12 protein-coding genes, 1 tRNA gene and 3 rRNA genes are annotated in these 25,597 nt (G+C 65.9%); 13 read left to right on the top strand and 3 right to left on the bottom strand.

Features of this window, described 5'->3' with window-relative positions:
• Position 1: 1 nt before the first annotated feature.
• Positions 2-454 carry a hypothetical protein gene (locus ACP4E5_RS14685; RefSeq protein ID WP_425828760.1) on the top strand — a complete coding sequence of 151 codons (453 nt, stop codon included), beginning with the start codon at positions 2-4 and terminating at the stop codon, positions 452-454.
• Between the two features lie 63 nt (positions 455-517).
• On the opposite strand, the gene ACP4E5_RS14680 is transcribed toward ACP4E5_RS14685, so the two are convergent.
• Positions 518-1,072: a hypothetical protein gene (locus ACP4E5_RS14680; protein ID WP_425828758.1), complete on the bottom strand. Its 555-nt coding sequence runs from the start codon at positions 1,070-1,072 to the stop codon at positions 518-520.
• 116 nt (positions 1,073-1,188) lie between these two features.
• Positions 1,189-1,428 carry a hypothetical protein gene (locus ACP4E5_RS14675; protein ID WP_425828756.1) on the bottom strand — a complete coding sequence of 80 codons (240 nt, stop codon included), beginning with the start codon at positions 1,426-1,428 and terminating at the stop codon, positions 1,189-1,191.
• Positions 1,429-1,640: 212 nt separating this feature from the next.
• Here ACP4E5_RS14675 and thyX point away from each other — a divergent pair, with 212 nt between their 5' ends.
• The 8 genes from thyX to ACP4E5_RS14635 all read left to right on the top strand — a co-directional run bounded on the left by thyX (position 1,641) and on the right by ACP4E5_RS14635 (position 11,948).
• Complete coding sequence (gene thyX, locus ACP4E5_RS14670; protein WP_425828754.1) at positions 1,641-2,381, top strand: FAD-dependent thymidylate synthase; 741 nt, start codon at positions 1,641-1,643, stop codon at positions 2,379-2,381.
• A gap of 242 nt (positions 2,382-2,623) precedes the next feature.
• Entirely contained in the window at positions 2,624-3,523 is a 900-nt protein-coding gene (gene dapA / locus ACP4E5_RS14665) for a 4-hydroxy-tetrahydrodipicolinate synthase (protein WP_425828752.1), read from the top strand.
• Between the two features lie 148 nt (positions 3,524-3,671).
• Positions 3,672-5,357, top strand: a complete 1,686-nt coding sequence (locus ACP4E5_RS14660) for a ribonuclease J (protein ID WP_425828750.1) — start codon at positions 3,672-3,674, stop codon at positions 5,355-5,357.
• 489 nt (positions 5,358-5,846) lie between these two features.
• Positions 5,847-7,372, top strand: a 16S ribosomal RNA gene (locus tag ACP4E5_RS14655).
• Between the two features lie 303 nt (positions 7,373-7,675).
• Positions 7,676-10,798: ribosomal RNA gene (locus ACP4E5_RS14650) — 23S ribosomal RNA — on the top strand.
• A 91-nt stretch (positions 10,799-10,889) separates the two neighbouring features.
• A 5S ribosomal RNA gene (rrf, locus tag ACP4E5_RS14645) occupies positions 10,890-11,006 on the top strand.
• The 16S, 23S and 5S rRNA genes sit together here, the layout of an rRNA operon.
• Positions 11,007-11,124: 118 nt before the next feature.
• A complete protein-coding gene (locus tag ACP4E5_RS14640; protein ID WP_425841342.1) occupies positions 11,125-11,790 on the top strand; it encodes a DegT/DnrJ/EryC1/StrS family aminotransferase in 666 nt (221 codons plus the stop codon).
• Between the two features lie 85 nt (positions 11,791-11,875).
• Positions 11,876-11,948 (top strand) — tRNA-Thr (locus ACP4E5_RS14635).
• A gap of 75 nt (positions 11,949-12,023) precedes the next feature.
• Here the strand turns inward: ACP4E5_RS14635 and ACP4E5_RS14630 are convergent.
• Positions 12,024-14,645, bottom strand: coding sequence for a SpoIIE family protein phosphatase (locus ACP4E5_RS14630; protein WP_425828748.1), 2,622 nt, complete (start codon positions 14,643-14,645; stop codon positions 12,024-12,026).
• 379 nt (positions 14,646-15,024) lie between these two features.
• Between ACP4E5_RS14630 and ACP4E5_RS14625 the strand changes: the two genes are divergently transcribed.
• The 4 genes from ACP4E5_RS14625 to ACP4E5_RS14610 all read left to right on the top strand — a co-directional run bounded on the left by ACP4E5_RS14625 (position 15,025) and on the right by ACP4E5_RS14610 (position 25,538).
• Positions 15,025-20,577, top strand: coding sequence for a HAMP domain-containing protein (locus ACP4E5_RS14625; protein ID WP_425828746.1), 5,553 nt, complete (start codon positions 15,025-15,027; stop codon positions 20,575-20,577).
• A gap of 274 nt (positions 20,578-20,851) precedes the next feature.
• A complete protein-coding gene (locus ACP4E5_RS14620; RefSeq protein ID WP_356378009.1) occupies positions 20,852-21,532 on the top strand; it encodes a response regulator in 681 nt (226 codons plus the stop codon).
• A gap of 156 nt (positions 21,533-21,688) precedes the next feature.
• On the top strand, positions 21,689-24,469 hold the full coding sequence (locus ACP4E5_RS14615; protein ID WP_425828744.1) for a DNA translocase FtsK: 2,781 nt from the start codon (positions 21,689-21,691) through the stop codon (positions 24,467-24,469).
• Between the two features lie 217 nt (positions 24,470-24,686).
• The gene (locus tag ACP4E5_RS14610; RefSeq protein WP_425841339.1) at positions 24,687-25,538 is read left to right on the top strand and encodes a helix-turn-helix domain-containing protein; all 852 of its coding nucleotides are present in this window, start codon (positions 24,687-24,689) and stop codon (positions 25,536-25,538) included.
• Positions 25,539-25,597: the final 59 nt, after the last annotated feature.

Here is a 25,597-nt window from a genome sequence, read left to right as displayed (position 1 = left end):
GATGCGCGCGAAAATCACCTACGCCGTCACGGCCGCGGTCCTGGTCTTCTACTTCGTCCTGGCCGGCGACCGCGGTGTGATGCTCCTCCAGCAGGGCACGCTGCTGACGGTCACCTTCGGGATCGCGGTGCTGATCCTGCCGTTGATCGGCGTGTGGTTCCTGTGGGCGAACACCAGGTTCGTCACCAAGGCCAACCGGCTCGGCGAACTGCTCGAGGCGGAGGGCGGACTGCCCGTCGACGAGCTCCGTCGCGACCAGTACGGCCGCATCGACCGCGACTCCGCCGACGAGGTCTTCGCCAAGCGCAAGGCCGAGACGGAGGACGCACCGGGGGACTGGCGCTGCTGGTTCCGCCTCGCTGTCGCCTACCGGGACGCACGGGATACCCCGCGCGCGCGTAAGGCGATGCAGCGCGCGATCGCGCTCCATGAAGGCCGCTCCGTGGGCGTCTGATCCACGCGGCACGTACGAAGGGGCCGCACCGGCACGATGCCGGTGCGGCCCCTTCGTAATGCGTCAGCGCCGGGCGCGGTACTCCTCGGCCCAGACCTCGACGGTGTCGGCGGCCCGGTCGAACGCCGTGCCCCGCCCCAGGAAGTCCGCGCTGTGACTGGTGAGCAGCGTCGTCTGATCCCCCTGCTGATCCCGCTGTACGAGGATCAGCGCCTGCCCCTGCACGGTGCGCGGCAGCCCGAGCCAGCGCACGGGCTGCTGCACGGTGCGCGCGGTGGCGACCCGGTCCCACGGCGCCGTGCGAGTGACGAAGAAGGAGACGTGCCGCAGCCCGCGCGCGCTCACCCAGGTGCCCATGCGCAGCAGCCGCAGCGCCGACGCGATGATCAGCACCGCGAGGACCCCGCAGACCGTCGCGGCGGACGTGTCACCCGCGACGGCGATGATCACCGACGCGAACAGCACGTACGACGCCAGGAGCAGCAACAGCGCGGCCACACCCACCCGGTACGGACCGGGGCGGTAGGGGCGCCGCCACTGGTCGCGGTCGTCGAACGGCAGCGGGATGTCCGCGGCCTCGTCCAAAGCACGGTCGGCCGTCAGGAAGGGCAGGGGCACGACGGGTCCTCACTCGGTCCACGCGGTAACGGGGCTGTGCCCGGTGAGGTTATCCGGGGTCGCACCGGCCTTCCACCCCAGGGGGGCCGGAGGGGGAGCGGCCGTGCCGGCGACCGTCAGCGACCGTCGGCCGCCTCCGAATGCTGCGTGTGCTGCGTGGTCTGATCGATCGACAGGGCCGGCATTCCGATCAGCAGGGCGCCCACGAGGCCGGCCACGACGGTGAGGCCGACGAGCGCGCGTCCGGCGCGCTGCCCGGCGGAAGGACGCTCCCGCGCGGGTGGTGTGACGTTGCTTCGGAACTTGTCGGCTTCGGCTATGAAGGCGAACGGTACGGGCTCGCGCCGACGGAACATGGGGCTACTACTCCTCAAGCGACTGGTGATGCTCGATCCAGAAAGTGTGTTCATCTACACAGACGAGCGATCGCTTCAAAGGGTGCCCTGTTTCACCAAATTCACCAAACTTCGCTCCCGTTCGCCGGAGATCGACGGATGAAGGCCGTTGTCAGCGGCGGCCCGTAGAGTGGGCGCCGCCCTGGTGAAGTGATGGGAAGGACCCCGGCAGCATGACCGAAACCCCAGCTGAAGACCTCAAGCCGACGTTCCGCGGCGATGTCACCGTCGAGCTGGTGAAGCACACCGCGAGCGACACGGACGTGCTGTTCGCGGCCCGCGTCTCGACGCTCGGCGAGCAGTCGATCGACGAGCTGTCGAAGGACCCCGAGCGCTCCAAGGGCCTGATCAACTACCTGATGCGGGACCGGCACGGCAGCCCCTTCGAGCACAACTCGATGACGTTCCTGATCAGCGCCCCGATCTTCGTCTTCCGCGAGTTCATGCGGCACCGCGTGGGTTGGTCGTACAACGAGGAATCGGGCAGGTACAGGGAGCTCCAGCCGACGTTCTACGTCCCGGACGCCGAGCGCAAGCTGGTCCAGGAGGGCCGCCCGGGCAAGTACCAGTTCGTCGAGGGCACGCAGGCGCAGCAGGAACTGACGGGCCGCGTGATGGAGGACTCGTACCGCCAGGCGTACGAGGCGTACCAGGAGATGCTGGCCGCGGGCGTCGCCCGCGAGGTGGCCCGCGCGGTCCTCCCGGTCGGCCTGTTCTCTTCGATGTACGCGACGTGCAACGCGCGCTCGCTGATGCACTTCCTCGGCCTGCGCACGCAGCACGAGCTCGCCAAGGTGCCGTCCTTCCCGCAGCGGGAGATCGAGATGGTCGGCGAGAAGATGGAGGCGGAGTGGGCGACCCTCATGCCGCTCACGTACGCGGCGTTCAATGCCAACGGCCGCGTGGCGCCGTAACTCCGACCAGGCCCGCCCGTGCTGACCAAGCGCGGGCCGGGAGCCCCGGCATCGGCACAGATGTACGGGCACCCGACCGAAGTGTCCGTATTGCGGCTTTTCGGAAAGTTCATCTAGCCTGATCAAACGGACCCGGCACTGCTTGAACCCCCGAGCAGGCAGTGCCGGGCTCCACCTTTGTTCCGACTTGTCGCATCCCCCGAGGGGGGACCCGGTAGTGAGCAGCGAGTAGCGTGTTACCCATGGCTCCGACCTCGACTCCGCAGACCCCCTTCGGGAGGGTCCTCACCGCCATGGTCACGCCCTTCGCGGCGGACGGCGCACTCGACCTCGACGGCGCGCAGCGGCTCGCCGCCCACCTGGTGGACGCAGGCAATGACGGCCTGGTCGTCAACGGCACCACCGGCGAGTCCCCGACCACCAGCAACGCGGAAAAATCGGATCTCGTACGAGCCGTCGTCGAGGCGGTCGGTGACCGCGCCCACGTCGTCGCGGGCGTCGGCACCAACGACACCCGTCACAGCATCGAACTCGCCCGCCAGGCCCAGCAGGCCGGCGCGCACGGCCTGCTCACGGTGACGCCGTACTACAACAAGCCCCCGCAAGAGGGCCTGCTCCGCCACTTCACGGCGATCGCCGACGCGACCGAACTCCCCGTGATGCTCTACGACATCCCGGGCCGCAGCGGCGTACCGATCAACACCGACACGATCGTCCGCCTCGCCGAGCACCCGCGCATCGTGGCCAACAAGGACGCCAAGGGCGACCTCGGCCGCGCCTCCTGGGCCATCGCCCGCTCGGGCCTCGCCTGGTACTCCGGCGACGACATGCTCAACCTGCCGCTGCTCTCGGTCGGCGCGTGCGGCTTCGTCTCGGTCGTCGGCCACGTCGTCGCGCCCGAGCTGCGCGCCATGCTCGACGCCTTCTCGACGGGTGACGTGCACAAGGCGACCGAGATCCACCAGAAGCTGCTCCCGGTCTTCACCGGCATGTTCCGCACGCAGGGCGTCATCACGACGAAGGCCGCCCTCGCCCTCAAGGGCGTACCCGCGGGCCCGCTGCGACTGCCGCTCGTGGAACTCACCCCGGAAGAAACGGCTCAGCTCAAGATCGATCTTGCTGCCGGCGGGGTACAACTCTGATCACAGACTTGGCAAAGCTTCACAACTGAATGAACAGAATCACCAACTGAACAGCAAGACCCCAGGAACCACCACAACTGCTATTGCACGAACGTCATGCGCGCCACGTGCCTACAGGTACGTGGCGCGCGTGGTTGAGGAGAGTCTTTTGAGTCATCCGCATCCTGAACTCGGCGCCCCGCCGAAGCTTCCGAAGGGTGGCCTGCGCGTCACCCCGCTCGGCGGCCTCGGTGAGATCGGGCGCAACATGACCGTCTTCGAGTACGAAGGCCGTCTGCTGATCGTCGACTGCGGAGTGCTCTTCCCCGAGGAGGAGCAGCCCGGAATCGACTTGATCCTGCCGGACTTCACGTCCATCAGGGACCGTCTTGACGACGTCGAGGGCATCGTCCTGACGCACGGCCACGAGGACCACATCGGCGCCGTTCCGTACCTCCTGCGCGAGAAGCCGGACATCCCGCTGATCGGCTCCAAGCTGACCCTCGCCCTCATCGAGGCGAAGCTCCAGGAGCACCGCATCCGCCCGTACACCCTCGAGGTGTCCGAGGGCGAGCGCGAGCGCCTGGGCCCGTTCGACTGCGAGTTCATCGCGGTCAACCACTCCATCCCGGACGCGCTGGCCGTCGCCATCCGCACTCCTGCGGGCATGGCGGTCCACACCGGCGACTTCAAGATGGACCAGCTCCCGCTGGACCGTCGCCTGACCGACCTCCCGACCTTCGCCAGGCTCGGCGAGGAGGGCATCGACCTCCTCCTCACCGACTCGACGAACGCCGAGGTCCCGGGCTTCGTCCCGCCCGAGCGCGACATCTCGAACGTGATCCGCGGCGTCTTCGCCAGCGCGCAGAAGCGGATCATCGTCGCGTCCTTCGCCAGCCACGTGCACCGCATCCAGCAGATCCTGGACGCCGCGCACGAGTACGGCCGCCGGGTCGCCTTCGTCGGCCGCTCGATGGTCCGCAACATGGGCATCGCCCGTGACCTCGGCTACCTGAAGGTCCCCGCCGGCCTGGTCGTGGACGTCAAGACGCTCGACGACCTGCCCGACAGCGAGGTCGTCCTGGTCTGCACGGGGTCCCAGGGCGAGCCGATGGCGGCCCTGTCCCGCATGGCGAATCGGGACCACCAGATCCGGATCGTCTCCGGTGACACGGTGATCCTGGCGTCGTCGCTGATCCCCGGCAACGAGAACGCGGTCTACCGGGTGATCAACGGCCTGACCCGCTGGGGCGCGAACGTGGTCCACAAGGGCAACGCCAAGGTGCACGTCTCGGGCCACGCGTCCGCGGGCGAGCTCCTGTACTTCTACAACATCTGCAAGCCGAAGAACCTGATGCCGGTCCACGGCGAATGGCGCCACCTGCGCGCCAACGCCGAGCTCGGCGCCCTCACCGGCGTCCCGCACGACCGCATCGTCATCGCGGAGGACGGCGTCGTCGTCGACCTCGTCGACGGCAAGGCGAAGATCTCCGGCAAGGTCCAGGCCGGTTACGTCTACGTCGACGGCCTCTCGGTCGGCGACATCGGCGAACCCGCGCTGAAGGACCGCAAGATCCTCGGGGACGAGGGCATCATCTCGGTCTTCGTGGTGGTGGACTCCAGCACCGGCAAGATCACCAGCGGCCCGAACATCCAGGCCCGCGGTTCCGGCATCGAGGACTCGGCGTTCCACGCCGTGCTCCCGAGGATCCAGGACGTCCTGGAGAAGTCGGCCCAGGACGGCGTCGTCGAACCCCACCAGCTGCAGCAGCTCATCCGCCGCACGCTGGGCAAGTGGGTCTCCGACACGTACCGCCGACGCCCGATGATCCTCCCGGTCGTCGTCGAGGTCTGAGGCACGTAAGGAGCGGGGCGCCTCGATTTGCATCGGGGCGCCCCGCTCCAGTACGTTTACGGCTCCGCTCAAGGGGAACCCGGCGCACCAACGTGCTCGGACCAAGTCCCTGACACGGGCGGGAAATTCCGACTCAGAATCTCTGATAAAGTCGGCACCGCCGAAAGGCAAAGGCCCTCCAACGGCCACCGGAAATGAAATCCGCACCGGAAACGGAACGGAAAACGGATCTGGTAGAGTTGGAAACACGAAATACCGAAGGGAAGCGCCCGGAGGAAAGCCCGAGAGGGTGAGTACGAAGGAAGCGTCCGTTCCTTGAGAACTCAACAGCGTGCCAAAAATCAACGCCAGATATGTTGATACCCCGTCTCCAGCGTCTGCTGGGGATGAGGTTCCTTTGTAAAAAACACAGCGAGGACGCTGTGAACGGTCGGATTATTCCTCCGACTGTTCCGCTCTCGTGTGTGTCGCCCCGATCACGGGGAAACATTCACGGAGAGTTTGATCCTGGCTCAGGACGAACGCTGGCGGCGTGCTTAACACATGCAAGTCGAACGATGAAGCCCTTCGGGGTGGATTAGTGGCGAACGGGTGAGTAACACGTGGGCAATCTGCCCTTCACTCTGGGACAAGCCTTGGAAACGAGGTCTAATACCGGATAACACTCCTGTCCTCCTGGATGGGGGTTAAAAGCTCCGGCGGTGAAGGATGAGCCCGCGGCCTATCAGCTTGTTGGTGAGGTAATGGCTCACCAAGGCGACGACGGGTAGCCGGCCTGAGAGGGCGACCGGCCACACTGGGACTGAGACACGGCCCAGACTCCTACGGGAGGCAGCAGTGGGGAATATTGCACAATGGGCGAAAGCCTGATGCAGCGACGCCGCGTGAGGGATGACGGCCTTCGGGTTGTAAACCTCTTTCAGCAGGGAAGAAGCGAAAGTGACGGTACCTGCAGAAGAAGCGCCGGCTAACTACGTGCCAGCAGCCGCGGTAATACGTAGGGCGCAAGCGTTGTCCGGAATTATTGGGCGTAAAGAGCTCGTAGGCGGCTTGTCACGTCGATTGTGAAAGCTCGGGGCTTAACCCCGAGTCTGCAGTCGATACGGGCTAGCTAGAGTGTGGTAGGGGAGATCGGAATTCCTGGTGTAGCGGTGAAATGCGCAGATATCAGGAGGAACACCGGTGGCGAAGGCGGATCTCTGGGCCATTACTGACGCTGAGGAGCGAAAGCGTGGGGAGCGAACAGGATTAGATACCCTGGTAGTCCACGCCGTAAACGGTGGGCACTAGGTGTGGGCAACATTCCACGTTGTCCGCGCCGCAGCTAACGCATTAAGTGCCCCGCCTGGGGAGTACGGCCGCAAGGCTAAAACTCAAAGGAATTGACGGGGGCCCGCACAAGCAGCGGAGCATGTGGCTTAATTCGACGCAACGCGAAGAACCTTACCAAGGCTTGACATACACCGGAAACGTCCAGAGATGGGCGCCCCCTTGTGGTCGGTGTACAGGTGGTGCATGGCTGTCGTCAGCTCGTGTCGTGAGATGTTGGGTTAAGTCCCGCAACGAGCGCAACCCTTGTTCTGTGTTGCCAGCATGCCCTTCGGGGTGATGGGGACTCACAGGAGACCGCCGGGGTCAACTCGGAGGAAGGTGGGGACGACGTCAAGTCATCATGCCCCTTATGTCTTGGGCTGCACACGTGCTACAATGGCCGATACAATGAGCTGCGATACCGCAAGGTGGAGCGAATCTCAAAAAGTCGGTCTCAGTTCGGATTGGGGTCTGCAACTCGACCCCATGAAGTTGGAGTTGCTAGTAATCGCAGATCAGCATTGCTGCGGTGAATACGTTCCCGGGCCTTGTACACACCGCCCGTCACGTCACGAAAGTCGGTAACACCCGAAGCCGGTGGCCCAACCCCTTGTGGGAGGGAGCTGTCGAAGGTGGGACTGGCGATTGGGACGAAGTCGTAACAAGGTAGCCGTACCGGAAGGTGCGGCTGGATCACCTCCTTTCTAAGGAGCACTTCTTACCGAGTCCTTCGGGACGAGGTCAGAGGCCAGTTCATCAGCGAACGTCTGATGCTGGTTGCTCATGGGTGGAACGTTGATTATTCGGCACGATTGGTTGGCTTCACTAGTACTGCTTCGGCGTGGAACGTGTGAGTGAACTGGTCGGGCCGGGCACGCTGTTGGGTATCTGAGGGTACGGATTTGATCCCGACCTCAATGCCGGCCCCGGTGAAGCGCCAAGGTTCTTGGTGTGTGACGGGTGGTTGGTCGTTGTTTGAGAACTGCACAGTGGACGCGAGCATCTGTGGCCAAGTTTTTAAGGGCGCACGGTGGATGCCTTGGTACCAGGAACCGATGAAGGACGTGGGAGGCCACGATAGTCCCCGGGGAGTCGTCAACCAGGCTTTGATCCGGGGGTTTCCGAATGGGGAAACCCGGCAGTCGTCATGGGCTGTCACCCGCTGCTGAATATATAGGCAGTGTGGAGGGAACGCGGGGAAGTGAAACATCTCAGTACCCGCAGGAAGAGAAAACAACCGTGATTCCGGGAGTAGTGGCGAGCGAAACTGGATGAGGCCAAACCGTATACGTGTGAGACCCGGCAGGGGTTGCGTGTACGGGGTTGTGGGATCTCTCTTCTGTCGTCTGCCGGCGACAGGACGAGTAAGAAACCGTTGATGTAGGCGAAGGACATGCGAAAGGTCCGGCGTAGAGGGTAAGACCCCCGTAGTCGAAACATTAGCGGCTCGTTTGAGAGACACCCAAGTAGCACGGGGCCCGAGAAATCCTGTGTGAATCTGGCGGGACCACCCGTTAAGCCTAAATATTCCCTGGTGACCGATAGCGGATAGTACCGTGAGGGAATGGTGAAAAGTACCGCGGGAGCGGAGTGAAATAGTACCTGAAACCGTGTGCCTACAAGCCGTGGGAGCGTCGCGCATTGAGTTTACTCAATGCGTCGTGACTGCGTGCCTTTTGAAGAATGAGCCTGCGAGTTTGCGGTGTGTTGCGAGGTTAACCCGTGTGGGGAAGCCGTAGCGAAAGCGAGTCCGAATAGGGCGATTCAGTAGCGCGCTCAAGACCCGAAGCGGAGTGATCTAGCCATGGGCAGGTTGAAGCGGAGGTAAGACTTCGTGGAGGACCGAACCCACCAGGGTTGAAAACCTGGGGGATGACCTGTGGTTAGGGGTGAAAGGCCAATCAAACTCCGTGATAGCTGGTTCTCCCCGAAATGCATTTAGGTGCAGCGTCGTGTGTTTCTTGCCGGAGGTAGAGCACTGGATAGGCGATGGGCCCTACCGGGTTACTGACCTTAGCCAAACTCCGAATGCCGGTAAGTGAGAGCACGGCAGTGAGACTGTGGGGGATAAGCTCCATGGTCGAGAGGGAAACAGCCCAGAGCATCGACTAAGGCCCCTAAGCGTACGCTAAGTGGGAAAGGATGTGGAGTCGCAGAGACAACCAGGAGGTTGGCTTAGAAGCAGCCACCCTTGAAAGAGTGCGTAATAGCTCACTGGTCAAGTGATTCCGCGCCGACAATGTAGCGGGGCTCAAGCGTACCGCCGAAGTCGTGTCATTCATACAACAGCCCCAACGGGTGTGTGGATGGGTAGGGGAGCGTCGTGTGCCGGGTGAAGCAGCACCGGAAGGTAGTTGTGGACGGTTCACGAGTGAGAATGCAGGCATGAGTAGCGATACACACGTGAGAAACGTGTGCGCCGATTGACTAAGGGTTCCTGGGTCAAGCTGATCTGCCCAGGGTAAGTCGGGACCTAAGGCGAGGCCGACAGGCGTAGTCGATGGATAACCGGTTGATATTCCGGTACCCGCTGTGACGCGAAAGACATCGAATCCAGTGATGCTAAGGCCGTGAAGCCGTTCCGGACCCTTCGGGGAATGGAAAGTGGTGGAGCCGCCGGTCCAAGCTGGTAGTAGGTGAGCGATGGGGTGACGCAGGAAGGTAGTCCAGCCCGGGCGATGGTTGTCCCGGGGTAAGGGTGTAGGCCGTGCGGTAGGTAAATCCGTCGCACACGAGGCTGAGACCTGATGCCGAGCCGATTGTGGTGAAGTGGATGATCCTATGCTGTCGAGAAAAGCCTCTAGCGAGTTTCATGGCGGCCCGTACCCTAAACCGACTCAGGTGGTCAGGTAGAGAATACCGAGGCGTTCGGGTGAACTATGGTTAAGGAACTCGGCAAAATGCCCCCGTAACTTCGGGAGAAGGGGGGCCATTCCTGGTGATGAGTCTTGCACTCTGAGCTGGGGGTGGCCGCAGAGACCAGCGAGAAGCGACTGTTTACTAAAAACACAGGTCCGTGCGAAGCCGTAAGGCGATGTATACGGACTGACGCCTGCCCGGTGCTGGAACGTTAAGGGGACCGGTTAGTCACATTTCGGTGTGGCGAAGCTGAGAACTTAAGCGCCAGTAAACGGCGGTGGTAACTATAACCATCCTAAGGTAGCGAAATTCCTTGTCGGGTAAGTTCCGACCTGCACGAATGGCGTAACGACTTCTCGACTGTCTCAACCATAGGCCCGGTGAAATTGCACTACGAGTAAAGATGCTCGTTTCGCGCAGAAGGACGGAAAGACCCCGGGACCTTTACTATAGTTTGATATTGGTGTTCGGTTCGGCTTGTGTAGGATAGGTGGGAGACTGTGAACCCTGGACGCCAGTTCAGGGGGAGTCGTCGTTGAAATACCACTCTGGTCGTGCTGGATGTCTAACCTGGGTCCGTGATCCGGATCAGGGACAGTGTCTGATGGGTAGTTTAACTGGGGCGGTTGCCTCCCAAAGAGTAACGGAGGCGCCCAAAGGTTCCCTCAGCCTGGTTGGTAATCAGGTGTTGAGTGTAAGTGCACAAGGGAGCTTGACTGTGAGACCGACGGGTCGAGCAGGGACGAAAGTCGGGACTAGTGATCCGGCGGTGGCTTGTGGAAGCGCCGTCGCTCAACGGATAAAAGGTACCCCGGGGATAACAGGCTGATCTTCCCCAAGAGTCCATATCGACGGGATGGTTTGGCACCTCGATGTCGGCTCGTCGCATCCTGGGGCTGGAGTCGGTCCCAAGGGTTGGGCTGTTCGCCCATTAAAGCGGTACGCGAGCTGGGTTTAGAACGTCGTGAGACAGTTCGGTCCCTATCCTCTGTGCGCGTAGGAATATTGAGAAGGGCTGTCCCTAGTACGAGAGGACCGGGACGGACGAACCTCTGGTGTGCCAGTTGTCCTGCCAAGGGCATGGCTGGTTGGCTACGTTCGGAAAGGATAACCGCTGAAAGCATCTAAGCGGGAAGCCTGCTTCGAGATGAGTATTCCCACCCCCTTTGAGGGGTTAAGGCTCCCAGTAGACGACTGGGTTGATAGGCCGGATCTGGAAGCACCGTAAGGTGTGGAGGTGACCGGTACTAATAGGCCGAGGGCTTGTCCTCAGTTGCTCGCGTCCACTGTGTTGGTTCTGAAACCACGAACAACCCCGTATGTCGGGCCACGACTACGGTGCGGTTGACAGTTTCATAGTGTTTCGGTGGTCATAGCGTGAGGGAAACGCCCGGTTACATTCCGAACCCGGAAGCTAAGCCTCACAGCGCCGATGGTACTGCAGGGGGGACCCTGTGGGAGAGTAGGACGCCGCCGAACTAATTTTATAGAAGAGCTGGTCCCTGAACCTTTTGGTTCAGGGACCAGCTCTTTTTTGTTGCGCTTCACCCGTCGTTCACGTCGCCTGGACACGATCCCAGACATGGGCACAGTTGAAATGCTGCGAGCCGCAGGCGTCGGTACCGGAGACGAGGTCATCGTGCCGGCCTTCGGGAACGCCGAGGTGGCCGAGGACGTCGTGCGGGCGGGGGCCGTGCCGGTCTTCGCCGACATCGACCCGGAGACGTACTGCATCGATCCCTCCCACGTGGCCGCCGGCGTCAGTGGACGCACCGCGGCGGTCGTCGCCGTGCACCGCTTCGGGCACCGCGCGGATCTCGCCCGGCTGCGGGAGCTGGGGCGGCGGCACGGCCTGCTCGTGCTGGAGGAGCCGGGGGAGTCCGAGAAGTCGTACGACGAGGTGGCTCAACGCCGTGTGCACGCCGCCTATTTGAGCGCGCGGCTCACCGGAGTACGGACCCCCGTCGGGCAGGACGGGCACACGTATCAGCAGTACGTCGTGCGGGTGCCGGGTAATGGGCGGCCGGATCGGGATGCATTCGCCCGGGTATTGCGCGGCAAGGGTGTCGAGTGCCGGGTGCCGGTGAAGACTCCGGTGCACCGGCTGCCGGGTTTCCGGTTCGACATCGCGCTTCCGGAAACCGAGCGGGCCGCCGACGAGACGCTTGCCCTGCCGGTCGAAGCGACAATGTCGAGGCGGCAGTTGCAGCGGGTCGTGCATGCCTGCAACGCATTGGGCGGATTGCTGCAGCCGGCCTTCTAGAGCCGCCCTGGTCAGTGGTTCGGAGGGGCCTCAACATCAGGTATGCTTTATGTCGTTGCCGAGCGGGAAACCGCGAAAGCGACAGGCCCCTATAGCTCAGTCGGTAGAGCGTCTCCATGGTAAGGAGAAGGTCAGCGGTTCGATTCCGCTTGGGGGCTCGTTGAATTAAGGCCTCCGCCCAATGGGCGGAGGCCTTTTTTGTTGCCCCCGCCCCCGCCTCCGCTCCGGCGGGCTCAGTCGTGCTGGAGGCCCGGCACGCGCATCGCGAGGATCGCCATGTCGTCCGACGGGGCGTCCGCGGCGAAGCGCTCCACCGCGCGCATGATGCGGGCGGCAACAGCCCCTGCCGTGAGGCCCGTACAGGTGGAGAGGACGTCCGCCAGGCCGTCGTCGCCGAGCATGCGGCTGCCTTCGCGGCGCTCGGTGATGCCGTCCGTGACGCAGAGCAGGACATCGCCCGGGTCGAGCGTCAGCGTCTGCTCGTACAGCTCCAGGTCGTCCATGACGCCGAGCAGCGGCTGGGGCTCCGCGTACGGGGCGACGGAGCCGTCCTGGCGCAGGCGGAGGGGGAGCGGGTGGCCGGCGCAGACCATCTTCAGGATCGCCGAGCCGTCCTCCTGCGGCCACAACTCCCCGTAGAGCAGGGTCAGGAAGCGGCTGCGGGCGCCCTCGTCGAGGATCGCGGCGTTCAGGCGCTCCAGGACCGCGGGGCCGCCGAAACCCTCGCGGGCGAGCAGGCGCAGCGCGTGGCGGGCGAGGCCGGTGACGGCCGCGGCCTCCGGGCCTGTGCCGCAGACGTCGCCGATGGCGAAGCCGTACGCGCCGTCCCGGATGGGGAACAGGTCGTAGAAGTCGCCACCCACCTCGTTGCCCTCGCCGGCCGCGCGGTAGATGACCTCCACCTCGACGCCGGGGACGTCGGGGAGCTCCGGGGGCAGGAGGCTGCGCTGGAGGGACTGGCTGATCGCCATGCGCTCCGAGTAGAGGCGCGCGTTGTCGAGGGCGAGGGCCGCCCTGCGGCTCAAGTCCTCGGCCAGCTCCAGGATTTCCTGGCGGAAGTGTTCGTCCGTCGGCTTGCCGAGGGTCAGCATGCCGATGACGCGGTTACGGGCCACCAGGGGGAGCACGACGGTCTCGCCGCCGACCGCTGAGGCCGTCTGGAGCGTCGTGCCGATGCCGGAGCTGACGCTCGCCGGTTCGCCAAGTCCCAGGCTTCTCATGGACGTACGAAGGGCCGCCTGATGGGCGGCTTCCGCGGGGGCCGCCCAGACGCGGGCGCCCGGGGTCGGGACCGGGTCCGGTGGAGCGATCTTCGAGAGGAGCGCCTTCAGACCGTCGATCCGCTCCTCGTCCTCGTGCAGCACGTAGGAGAGATACGGCTCCGAGGCCTGGTCGGCGATCGTGTAGACCGCGCACCAGGTGGCGAGGGTCGGCACCGTCATCTGGGCCATGAGCGCCAGGGTTTGGTCCCTGTCGAGCGTGCCCGCCAGGAGGTCGGAGGCTTCGACGAGGAAGCTCAGCGAGCCACGGCGGAGCTTCTCGAGTTCGCCGAGGCGGGCCGACTCGACGGCCAGCGCGATGCGGTCGGCGGCGAACTGCAGGCGTAGCGCCTCTTCGTTCGAGTAGCGGTCAGGGGCCTCCGCCGCGACTCCCAGGGAGCCCGTGAGACGGCCCTCGACCTTGAGGGGGACGGTGACGACCGAGCGCATGCCCGTGCCGTTCAAGAGCGGGACCGCGCCGGGGACTTGGGTCAGGTCCTCGTGCACGGCGGGCATGCGGGCCGAGCCGTAGCGGTTGGGGCCGACTTCGACGGGCACGCGCGCGAAGCGCTGCCGGGCGGACGGCAGGCCGGTGGAGGCGCGGACCTCCAGCTCCGTCTCGTCGTCCGTGGCGAGCAGCAGGAACGCGGAGTCGCCGTCGAGCATGTCGCGGGCGCGCTCGACGGTGCGCTGGAGCAGCCCGTCCAGGTCGTCGGGGGCCGGCGAGCCGATGAAGACCTCGAACGGGTCGGAGCCCTGGCTGTCGGAGTGCGCCGCGGGATCGGGCGAGGGGAGGCGCAGCGGCGTCTGGAGGATGGCCCGCTCGTGATCGCGTACCAGGAGGCACACGGTCGACGGCTCGCCGTCGGTGTCGCGGACGCGCAGGTGCGAGGCGTACACGGGCGTCACGCGGCCGTTGGCGGTGCGGATGCCGTAACTGCCCTCCCAACGCGAGAGTTGGAGTGCGTCGACGATGCCCGTGCTGGTGCCGGGCGTGTGCGGCCAGGCGGCGAAGTCGGTGAGGGGCTTGCCGGTGACCTGCTCGGCCGCGTACCCGAAAAGTTCCTCCGCGTCCTCGTTCCACCCGGTGATCGCGCCGACCCGGTCGATCTGGACGACGGCCACGCGGACCCGCTCGTCCGCGAGCGGGAGGAGGTCGATGGGGAGGTTGGGGCCCGCGGCGCGGGTGCCCACCGAGCGCTCGGGCAGGTCGAGTTGGAACCAGACCCGCTTGTGCGTGGCCGAATAGTCGACGCCCCAGCGGCCGGCGAGCGCGGCGCAGAGCTGGAGGCCGCGGCCGCCCTCGCGGTCCGGGCTGCCCATGTTCATGGCCGACGACTGCAGCGGAATCTCGCGCTCCGGATAGCGGTCGGAGACCTCGATGCGGACGTGGTCCTCACTTCGCAAACACAGAACCTCCGCGGATGTGCCCGCGTGAACCACGGCATTTGTCACGAGTTCGCTGGTCAGAACGACGGCGTCGTCGATGATGTCCGCATGGCCCCACCCTTGGAGGGTGTCGCGTACGAAGGAGCGGGCGGTCGCGACGGAGCGTCCGACCGGCTCGAAAGTGGCAGCCGCGCGCGCGGTGATCACAGAACTCCCTGTACGAGTTGTACTCGATGTCCGAGTGTCGAGGCCCAGGTCTCCCGTACCCATGTCTCGGCCGCCCCTCCGATGCCCGCTCGTTTTCCGCCACCGCCCAGGCCGGGCAGACCGGGGTGGGTGGACAGCCGCATGCAAGGTTACTTACCTTCGCCGTCCATGCGGATGCCGGTCGTCTGTGTTTCCGCCCGGAGGGTGTGCGGACGGTGTGCGAAGCTGCCGAACTGTTATGGCCTGGTTCAGCCATGGTGAAACACTGGGCAAGCTTCCATAGAAGAACGCATTGAAGTGCTGATGCGGCGGTAGAAGCGAATCCGAAGAAACCCGAGCTACCCGAGCAGTACAGGTCGACCCCTGCGGGAGGGACACAGTGGAGTCTGGCGCAGCGACGCGGAGCAAGAAGACGCGCGCAGAAGACGGACAGTCCCTGGCGAAACAGCGCAAAACGCGCGGTGGCGGCGGCACGACGACCGTGGATACGGCGGCGCTGAACAGGCTGCTCGCAGGTCTTGTCGCGATGAGAGACGGCAATTTCCGCAAGCGCCTGACCGTCAGCGGCGACGGCGTGATGTCGGAGATCGCTGCCGTCTTCAACGAGGTGGCCGACCGAAATCTGCACCTGACGGGTGAGATGTCGCGCGTGCGCCGCATGGTCGGACGTGAGGGCAAGCTCACCGAGCGGCTCGAGACGGGCGCCTGTGAGGGCTCCTGGGCCACCGCGATCAATGCGTCCAACGCGCTCGTGGACGACCTCGTACGGCCCGTCTCAGAGGTCGGGAGGGTGCTCTCGGCGGTCGCGGACGGTGACCTGTCGCCGCGGATGGAGCTGCGGGCCCAGGTGCCGGAAGGGAAGCCGGAGGGGAACGGGCATCCGCTGCGCGGCGAGTTCCTGAAGGTCGGGCGGACCGTCAACAATCTGGTCGACCAGCTCTCCACGTTCACCGACGAGGTCACGCGCGTGGCCAGCGAGGTGGGTACCGAGGGCAAGCTCGGTGGGCAGGCACGCGTACGTGGAATGTCCGGTTCGTGGAAGGATCTCACGGATTCCGTCAACACGATGGCGTACCGGCTGACCGCACAGGTGCGTGACATTGCTCTCGTCACCACTGCCGTGGCCAAGGGCGACTTGTCCCGGAAGGTCACGGTTCACGTCGCGGGCGAGATGCTCGAGCTGAAGAACACCGTGAACACGATGGTGGACCAGCTGTCGTCGTTCTCGTCCGAGGTCACGCGTGTGGCCCGGGAAGTGGGCACGGAGGGTGAGCTCGGCGGCCAGGCGCAGGTGCCCGGTGTGGCCGGAGTGTGGAAGGACCTCACCGATTCGGTGAACCTCATGGCCGGCAACCTGACCGCGCAGGTGCGAGGGATCGCGCAGGTCACCACGGCCGTGGCCAACGGGGATCTCTCGCAGAAGGTCACGGTGTCGGCGCGCGGCGAGGTCGCCCAGCTGGCCGAGACCATCAACCAGATGACGGAGACCCTGCGTACCTTCGCGGACGAGGTCACGCGTGTGGCGAACGAGGTCGGCGCCGAGGGTCAGCTCGGTGGTCAGGCCAACGTGCCGGGAGCCGCCGGCACGTGGAAGGACCTCACCGATTCGGTGAACACGGTTTTCCGGAACCTCACAACTCAGGTGCGGGACATCGCGACTGTCACGACGGCGGTGGCGAACGGTGATCTGTCGCAGAAGGTCACCGTCGACGTCGCGGGCGAGATGCTCGAGCTGAAGAACACCGTGAACACGATGGTGGACCAGCTGTCCGCCTTCGGTTCCGAAGTCACGCGTGTGGCCCGGGAGATCGGTGTCGAGGGTGAGCTCGGCGGTCAAGCCCTCGTGCCGGGCGCGGCCGGTACGTGGAAGGACCTGACCGACTCCGTCAACACGGCGTTCCGGAACCTCACCGGACAGGTGCGCAACATCGCCCAGGTGACGACGGCGGTGGCGAACGGTGATCTGTCGCAAAAGGTCACCGTCGACGTCTCCGGCGAGATGCTCCAGCTGAAGAACACCGTGAACACGATGGTGGACCAGCTGTCGAGCTTCGCCGACCAGGTGACGCGGATGGCGCGTGACGTGGGCACGGAGGGCCGCCTCGGCGGTCAGGCCCGCGTGGACGGCGTGAGCGGCACGTGGAAGGAACTGACCGACTCCGTCAACTTCATGGCCGGGAACCTGACTTCACAGGTGCGGCAGATCGCGCAGGTCACGACGGCGGTGGCGCGGGGTGACCTGTCGCAGAAGATCGACGTGGACGCGCGCGGCGAGATCCTGGAGCTGAAGAACACCATCAACACGATGGTCGACCAGCTCTCCGCCTTCGCGGACCAGGTGACCAGGGTGGCCCGCGAGGTGGGCACGGAAGGTCGCCTGGGCGGTCAGGCGCAGGTGCCCGGCGTCGCGGGCGTGTGGCGCGATCTGACGGATTCCGTGAACGGCATGGCCGGCAACCTCACGGCCCAGGTGCGCAACATCGCCCAGGTGGCCACGGCGGTGGCGCGGGGTGACCTGTCGCAGAAGATCGACGTGGACGCGCGCGGCGAGATCCTGGAGCTGAAGAACACCCTCAACACGATGGTGGACCAGCTCTCCGCCTTCGCCGAGCAGGTGACGCGGGTGGCCCGCGAGGTGGGTACGGACGGCATCCTCGGCGGACAGGCCGAGGTGCAGGGCGTGTCGGGTACGTGGAAGGACCTGACGCAGTCCGTGAACGGCATGGCCAACAACCTGACGCTCCAGGTGCGGAACATCGCCGAGGTCACAACTGCAGTGGCGCGAGGCGACCTCTCCAAGAAGATCACCGTCGACGCCAAGGGCGAGATCCTCGAACTCGTCACCACGGTCAACACGATGGTCGACCAGCTCTCGGCCTTCGCGGAGCAGGTGACCCGGGTGGCCCGTGAGGTGGGCACCGAGGGGCAGCTGGGCGGACAGGCCCGGGTGCCGGGCATCACCGGCATCTGGAAGGACCTGAGCGACAACGTCAACCTGATGGCCAACAACCTGACCATGCAGGTGCGCAACATCTCCCAGGTCGCCAACGCGGTGGCCAACGGTGACCTGACCCGTCAGGTCACCATCGAGGCGCGCGGTGAGGTCGCGCAGCTCGCCGACACGTTCAACACGATGGTGCGGACCCTGAGTTCGTTCGCCGACCAGGTCACCAAGGTGGCCCGCGAGGTGGGCACGGACGGCATCCTCGGCGGCCAGGCCCGCGTACCCGGAGTCTCCGGTACGTGGAAGGACCTGACCGAATCCGTGAACGGAATGGCCTCGAACCTGACCGGACAGGTGCGCAACATCGCGATGGTCACGACCGCCATCGCCAAGGGCGACCTGACCAAGAAGATCGACATCGACGCGCGCGGCGAGATCCTCGAGCTGAAGACCACGATCAACACGATGGTCGACCAGCTGTCGTCGTTCGCCGAGCAGGTGACCCGGGTGGCCCGCGAAGTGGGCACCGAGGGGCAGCTGGGCGGCCAGGCACGCGTGCGTGACGTCGACGGCACCTGGCGCGACCTCACCGAGTCCGTGAACGAGATGGCCGGGAACCTGACGCGTCAGGTGCGCGCCATCGCGGCCGTCGCCACCGCGGTGACCCGCGGCGATCTCAACCTCAAGATCGACGTCGATGCCGCGGGCGAGATCCAGGTCCTCCAGGACAACATCAACAAGATGATCTCGAACCTGCGCGACACCACGATCGCCAACGAGGAACAGGACTGGCTCAAGGGCAACCTGGCCCGTATCTCGGGTCTGATGCAGGGCCGCCGCGACCTCGACGACGTGGCGGGGCTCATCATGAGCGAGCTGACACCGGTGGTGTCAGCGCAGCACGGCGCGTTCTTCCTGGCGCTGCCGCTGGACGACAGCGCCGACGCGGCGGTCGCTGATGAGGACGCGTACGAGCTGCGCATGTGCGGGAGCTACGGCTACTCCATGGGCTCCATGCCGACGGCCTTCAGGCCCGGCGAGACGCTCATCGGGACGGCCGCGCAGGAGCGGCGCACGATCCTTGTGGACAACGCGCCCAGCGGCTACCTGAAGATCGCCTCCGGGCTCGGTGAGGCGCCTCCGGCGCAGGTCATCGTGATCCCCGTGCTGTTCGAGGACACGGTGCTCGGTGTGATCGAGCTGGCGTCGTTCACGCCGTTCACACAGATCCAGAAGGACTTCCTCGGGCAGATCGCCGAGATGATCGCGACGAGCGTCAACACGATCTCCGTCAACACGAAGACGGAGGTCCTGCTGCGGCAGTCGCAGGAGTTGACCGAGCAGCTGCGTGAGCGTTCCGCCGAGTTGGAGAACCGGCAGAAGGCCCTCCAGGCGTCCAACGCTGAGCTGGAGGAGAAGGCCGAACTGCTCGCCCAGCAGAACCGTGACATCGAGGTGAAGAACACCGAGATCGAGGACGCGCGGCAGGTCCTGGAGGAGCGCGCCGAACAGCTCGCCGTCTCGATGCGCTACAAGAGCGAGTTCCTCGCCAACATGTCGCACGAGCTGCGTACGCCGCTCAACTCGCTGCTCATCCTTGCCAAGTTGCTGGCCGACAACGCCGACGCGAACCTCACCCCGAAGCAGGTCGAGTTCGCCGAGACGATCCACGGAGCGGGCTCCGACCTGCTCCAGCTGATCAACGACATCCTGGACCTGTCGAAGGTCGAGGCGGGCAAGATGGACGTCTCGCCGACGCGCATCGCCCTGGTGCAACTCGTCGACTACGTAGAGGCCACGTTCCGGCCGCTGACCGCGGAGAAGCAACTCGACTTCTCCGTAAGGGTGTCGCCGGAACTGCCCACTACGTTGCACACCGACGAACAGCGCCTCCTCCAGGTGCTGCGCAACCTGCTGTCGAACGCGGTGAAGTTCACCGACTCCGGTGCCGTCGAACTCGTCATCAGGCCGGCCGGCGCCGACGTGCCGAACGCGATCCGCGAACAGCTCCTGGAAGCGGGCTCGTTGACCGAGGTCGACGGTGATGTGATCGCCTTCTCGGTGACCGACACCGGCATCGGCATCGCGGCCAGCAAGATGCGCGTCATCTTCGAGGCGTTCAAGCAGGCGGACGGCACGACGAGCCGTAAGTACGGCGGTACGGGCCTCGGCCTGTCCATCAGCCGCGAGATCGCCCGCCTCCTGGGCGGCGAGATCCACGCGCAGAGCGAGCCCGGCCGCGGCTCGACCTTCACGCTGTACCTGCCGATGCACCCGAGCGAACTGCCGCCCCAGGGGTACGCGCAGCTTGCGCCGACCATCGAACCGGGGGAGCGGCTCGCCCTCGACGCGGCGCCCGAGCCCGAGCCCGCGGAGGTGGAGACCCCGGCCGAGGTGAGGTCCTACCAGGACACGCAGAACGGGCCCGCGGCGTTGTTCCGGCGCCGCCGCAGGTCGACCCCGGCGCAGCCCGAGCGGACGCCGCTGCAGGGCCAGCCGCTGCCCGCTCAGGAGCGCGCTGAGGAGCACTGGGACGGCGGCATGGGCAGCATGACGGGCGGGAGCGGCTCGGCCGAGAAGAGCGCCCCCACGCCCCGGCACGGGCTGTTGTTCGGCGGCGAGAAGGTGCTCATCGTCGACGACGACATCCGCAACGTGTTCGCGCTCACCAGCGTCCTGGAGCAGCAGGGCCTCTCGGTCCTGTACGCGGAGAACGGGCGCGAGGGCATCGAAGTCCTCGAGCAGCACGACGACGTGACAGTCGTGCTGATGGACATCATGATGCCGGAGATGGACGGCTACGCGACGACGACGGCGATCCGCAGGATGCCGCAGTTCGCCGGGCTGCCGATCATCGCGCTCACCGCGAAGGCGATGAAGGGCGACCGGGAGAAGGCCATCGAGTCGGGCGCATCCGACTACGTGACGAAGCCGGTCGATCCGGACCATCTGCTCTCTGTGATGGAGCGGTGGATGCATGGTGAGTGACAGGAAACCGAAATGTTCAGGATGAGTTGCTGACTGAGTGTGGTCGAATTCGTGTAGAGGCGCGGGATTCGGGGAACCTTCTGGTCTCCCACCGCGTTTCTGCTACGTGCACGGTGACATCGCGGTGACAGGGTGTGGCGACAGGCGGGGTGCGGCTACCATGACCGGCACAAGGACGGACGACGCAAGGGAGTCGTCCCCTGGGGCGGCGAAAGGAGCCTCCCCGAGTCCTGCGGACAGGGGCGGCCCCATGCCGGGGCGAGGAGGGCGGGCCATGGTGCAGAAGGCCAAGATCCTCCTGGTCGATGACCGGCCGGAGAATCTGCTGGCGCTGGAGGCCATCCTCTCCGCGCTCGATCAGACACTGGTACGGGCATCGTCCGGGGAGGAAGCGCTGAAGGCGCTGCTCACGGACGATTTCGCGGTCATTCTGCTGGACGTTCAGATGCCGGGAATGGACGGTTTCGAAACCGCTGCGCACATCAAGCGCCGCGAGCGGACCCGGGACATCCCGATCATCTTCCTCACCGCGATCAACCACGGACCGCATCACACCTTCCGTGGCTACGCGGCGGGGGCGGTCGACTACATCTCCAAGCCGTTCGACCCCTGGGTGCTGCGGGCGAAGGTCTCGGTGTTCGTCGAGCTGTACATGAAGAACTGCCAGCTCCGGGAGCAGGCGGCGCTGCTGCGGCTCCAGCTGGAGGGCGGCGGCAAGGCCATCGGCGACAGCAAGGAGCCCGCGGGGCTGCTCGCCGAGCTGTCGGCGCGGCTCGCCGCGGTCGAGGAGCAGGCCGAGGCGCTGTCGAAGCAGTTGGACGACGAGTCCGCGGACGCGGCGGCGGTGGCCACGGCGGCACACCTGGAGCGCAAACTCACCGGACTGCGCAGGGCGCTTGACGCCCTGGAGCCCGGGACGGGCAGCGGAGCGCCCTCACTTCCGTCCCAGAACTGAGGCTTCCGTCCCAGAGCTGAGGCGGTCGCCCCGGATTCGGGGGCTCCGCTCCGGCTTTGAGGGCGCGTCAGTTTTCGCCCCGTCAGTTCGCGACACGATCGGGTGAAGCAGTGGGCACACGTGTCCAAGGTCGGCTCCCCCGGTAACCTCACACCCATGGCCTCACGTCCCGCAGCCAAGAAGTCGCCCGCGAAGAAGACGGCGGCGCCGGCCAAGGCTCCGGCGAAGAAGGCAGCTGCCAAGAAAGCCCCCGCCAAGAAGGCCGCGGCCAAGAAGCCGGCGCCCAAGAGGGCCCCCGCCAAGAAGGCCGTGGCGAAGAAGCCCGCACCCAAGGCGGCGCCCAATCCGACCGGGGGCCTGTACAAGCTCGTACGCGCCCTGTGGCTCGGCGTCGCGCACAGCGTGGGGGCGATGTTCCGCGGCATAGGGCGTGGCGCCAAGGGGCTCGACCCGGCACACCGCAAGGACGGGCTCGCGCTGCTGCTGCTCGGGGTCGGGCTGATCTGCGCGGCCGGCACCTGGTCCAATCTGCAGGGCCCCGTCGGCGACCTCGTCGACATGCTGGTGACCGGCGCGTTCGGCCGCCTCGACCTGTTGGTGCCGATCCTGCTCGGGATCATCGCCGTACGCCTCATCCGGCACCCCGAGAAGCCCGAGGCCAACGGGCGGATCGTGATCGGCCTCTCCGCGCTCGTCATCGGCGTGCTGGGACAGGTCCACATCGCGTGCGGCTCACCCGCGCGCGGGGACGGCATGCGCGCCATACGGGACGCGGGCGGACTCATCGGCTGGGCCGCCGCGACGCCGCTGAGCTTCACGATGACCCAGGTGCTCGCGGTCCCGCTGCTCGTCCTGCTGACGGTGTTCGGGCTGCTCGTCGTGACCGCGACGCCCGTCAACGCCATTCCGCAGCGCCTGCACCAACTCGGCGTGAAGCTCGGCGTCGTGCACGAGGACGCCGCCTTCGCCGAGGGGGCCGCGGACGAGTACGACGACGAGTGGCGCGAGGCCACGCCCGTGCGCTCCCGCAAGCGCCCCTCGGCCCCGTCCCCGGAGTCGTACGACCCGGACCGGGCCGAGGAGGAGGCCTTCGCCAAGCGGCGCAAGCCGCGGCGGTCCGTGCAGCCCGCGATGGACCGGCCGATGGACGCGGTCGACGTGGCCGCCGCGGCGGCCGCCGCGCTCGACGGGGCCGTACTGCACGGCATGCCGCCTTCGCCGCTCGTCGCGGACCTCACGCAGGGGGTCTCCGGCGAGGGCAGCGGTGAGAACAGCGGTGAGGCGCCCGCAGAGGGCAGCTCGGCCCCCGTGCCGGGCGCTCGGGTCAAGAAGGCCCCGGCAGGCGCTCAGAAGGAGCCTGAGCCGACTCCCACGTCGCTCGCGGTGCCGGACCTCACCAAGGCCGCGCCTGAGTCGAGGGGGGACCTGCCGCCGCGCGCCGAGCAGCTCCAGCTCGCCGGCGACATCACGTACGCGCTGCCTTCCCTCGACCTCCTCACCCGCGGTGGTCCCGGCAAGTCGCGCAGCGCCGCCAACGACGCCGTCGTCGAGTCGCTGCAGACCGTCTTCACCGAGTTCAAGGTCGACGCTGGCGTCACGGGCTTCACGCGCGGCCCCACGGTCACCCGCTACGAGATCGAGCTCGGCCCCGCCGTGAAGGTCGAGAAGATCACGGCTCTGGCGAAGAACATCGCGTACGCCGTCGCCTCCCCGGACGTCCGGATCATCTCGCCGATCCCCGGCAAGTCCGCGGTCGGCATCGAGATCCCGAACACGGACCGCGAGATGGTCAACGTCGGCGACGTGCTGCGCCTCGCGGACGCCGCCGAGGACGACCACCCGATGCTGGTCGCGCTCGGCAAGGACGTCGAGGGCGGCTACGTGATGGCCAACATGGCGAAGATGCCGCACATCCTGGTCGCCGGTGCCACCGGTTCGGGTAAGTCGTCGTGCATCAACTGCCTGATCACCTCGATCATGATGCGGGCGACGCCCGAGGACGTCCGGATGGTCCTGGTCGACCCCAAGCGCGTGGAGCTGACCGCGTACGAGGGGATCCCGCACCTGATCACGCCGATCATCACCAACCCCAAGAAGGCCGCCGAGGCACTTCAGTGGGTCGTGCGGGAGATGGATCTGCGCTACGACGACCTCGCGGCCTTCGGCTACCGGCACATCGACGACTTCAACCAGGCGGTCAAGGACGGCAAGCTCACCACGCCCGAGGGCAGCGAGCGGGAGCTGAAGGCGTACCCGTATCTGCTGGTCATCGTCGATGAGCTCGCCGACCTGATGATGGTCGCGCCCAGGGACGTCGAGGACTCCATCGTCCGGATCACGCAGCTCGCGCGCGCGGCCGGTATCCACCTGGTCCTCGCCACGCAGCGTCCGTCGGTCGACGTCGTCACCGGCCTCATCAAGGCAAACGTGCCCTCGCGGCTCGCCTTCGCCACCTCCTCGCTCGCCGACAGCCGGGTCATCCTCGACCAGCCGGGTGCGGAGAAGCTCATCGGCAAGGGCGACGGTCTGTTCCTCCCCATGGGGGCGAACAAGCCGACCCGTATGCAGGGCGCTTTCGTCATAGAGGACGAGATCCACGCGATCGTGCAGCACTGCAAGGACCAGATGGCGCCCGTCTTCCGGGACGACGTCACGGTGGGCACCAAGCAGAAGAAGGAGATCGACGAGGACATCGGCGACGACCTGGACCTGCTGTGCGCGGCCGTCGAACTGGTCGTCTCGACGCAGTTCGGCTCGACCTCCATGCTGCAGCGCAAGCTGCGCGTGGGCTTCGCCAAGGCCGGACGCCTCATGGACTTGATGGAGTCGAGGAACATCGTCGGACCCAGTGAAGGTTCGAAGGCTCGAGACGTTCTTGTGAAAGCCGATGAACTGGAGGGAGTGCTCGCGGTGATCCGCGGGGAGGCTCAACCTTAAGGTGATCCCCTCGAACGACGTCACCCGTACGGGTATCGGAGCAACCGTTTCCTCGTCGGCTACGTCAAGTTGAGGGGGAGACAGCCGTGTACGTCGCCAGCGGGATGGCGGGCCATTCTGATGGCGTACAAAGTCCGACCGCCCGGTTGCCTCACCCATTCACACCCCCCCTACACTGAACCTCCAGCAGGTGGCTACACGCTCGAAAGGCGCCCTCGTGTCCATCGGCAACTCCCCTGAAGACGACCGCCCTTCGGAAGACCGCATCCCGCACGCGGACGACGACCGGCCGTCGATCGGTCGTGCCCTCCAGCAGGCACGCGTCGACGCGGGCCTGACCGTCGACGAGGTCAGCCAGTCGACCCGGGTGCGCATCCCGATCGTGCAAGCCATCGAACAAGACGACTTCTCGCGCTGTGGTGGTGACGTCTACGCACGTGGCCACATCCGTACGCTCGCGCGTGCCGTGCGCCTCGACCCCGAGCCGCTGCTCGAGCAGTACGGCGACGAGCACGGCGGGGGTCCCGCGCCGACGCCGGCCACGCCGCTGTTCGAAACCGAGCGGATCCGCTCCGAGCCGCGCCGGCCCAATTGGACGGCGGCCATGGTCGCCGCGATCGTCGCGGTCATCGCCTTCGTCGGCTACACCGCCTTCAGCGGCGGCGACAGCGACGGCGGCCAGCAGCAGGCCGCGGAGGGCTCCACCCCGGCGACCAGCAAGCCCACGACGAAGCCGAGCCCCAGCACCAAGAAGCCGACCGACCCGAAGCCGGACCCGACCGACAGCGCGATCGCCGCGGCCCCGGCGGACAAGGTCACCGTCAAGATCAGCGCGGCGGACGGCCGCAGCTGGATCTCCGCCAAGGACCACAACGGGCGGATCATGTTCGACGGGCTGCTCCAGGACGGCCAGACGAAGACCTTCCAGGACAACAAGAAGATCGACCTCGTCCTCGGTGACGCGGGCCCGATCAAGCTGTATGTGAACGGCAAGCAGATCGAGGACGAGTTCAAGGCCGGCCAGGTCGAGCGGCTGTCCTACACGAAGGGTGACCCCGAGGTCGGCTGAGGTCGGCTGAGGCCGGAGATCCGGCGGTAACCCCTCGCGGCGAGGGCTGTCGGTGGGAC

It is taken from the genome of Streptomyces fractus (genome assembly GCF_049844455.1).
GTDB classification, from domain to species: Bacteria; Actinomycetota; Actinomycetes; order Streptomycetales; family Streptomycetaceae; genus Streptomyces; species Streptomyces fractus.
The sequence above is the reverse complement of the archived record's forward strand: the minus strand, read 5'-3'. Positions and strand labels throughout refer to the sequence as shown.

What these genes read in the sequence shown, in the direction of transcription:
- ACP4E5_RS14685 (WP_425828760.1), top strand. Translation starts at nt 2, where the DNA reads ATGCGCGCGAAAATCACCTACGCCGTCACGGCCGCGGTCCTGGTCTTC.
- ACP4E5_RS14640 (WP_425841342.1), top strand. Translation starts at nt 11,125, where the DNA reads ATGCTGCGAGCCGCAGGCGTCGGTACCGGAGACGAGGTCATCGTGCCG.
- ACP4E5_RS14620 (WP_356378009.1), top strand. Translation starts at nt 20,852, where the DNA reads ATGGTGCAGAAGGCCAAGATCCTCCTGGTCGATGACCGGCCGGAGAAT.
- dapA (WP_425828752.1), top strand. Translation starts at nt 2,624, where the DNA reads ATGGCTCCGACCTCGACTCCGCAGACCCCCTTCGGGAGGGTCCTCACC.
- ACP4E5_RS14615 (WP_425828744.1), top strand. Translation starts at nt 21,689, where the DNA reads ATGGCCTCACGTCCCGCAGCCAAGAAGTCGCCCGCGAAGAAGACGGCG.
- ACP4E5_RS14675 (WP_425828756.1), bottom strand. Translation starts at nt 1,428, where the DNA reads ATGTTCCGTCGGCGCGAGCCCGTACCGTTCGCCTTCATAGCCGAAGCC.
- thyX (WP_425828754.1), top strand. Translation starts at nt 1,641, where the DNA reads ATGACCGAAACCCCAGCTGAAGACCTCAAGCCGACGTTCCGCGGCGAT.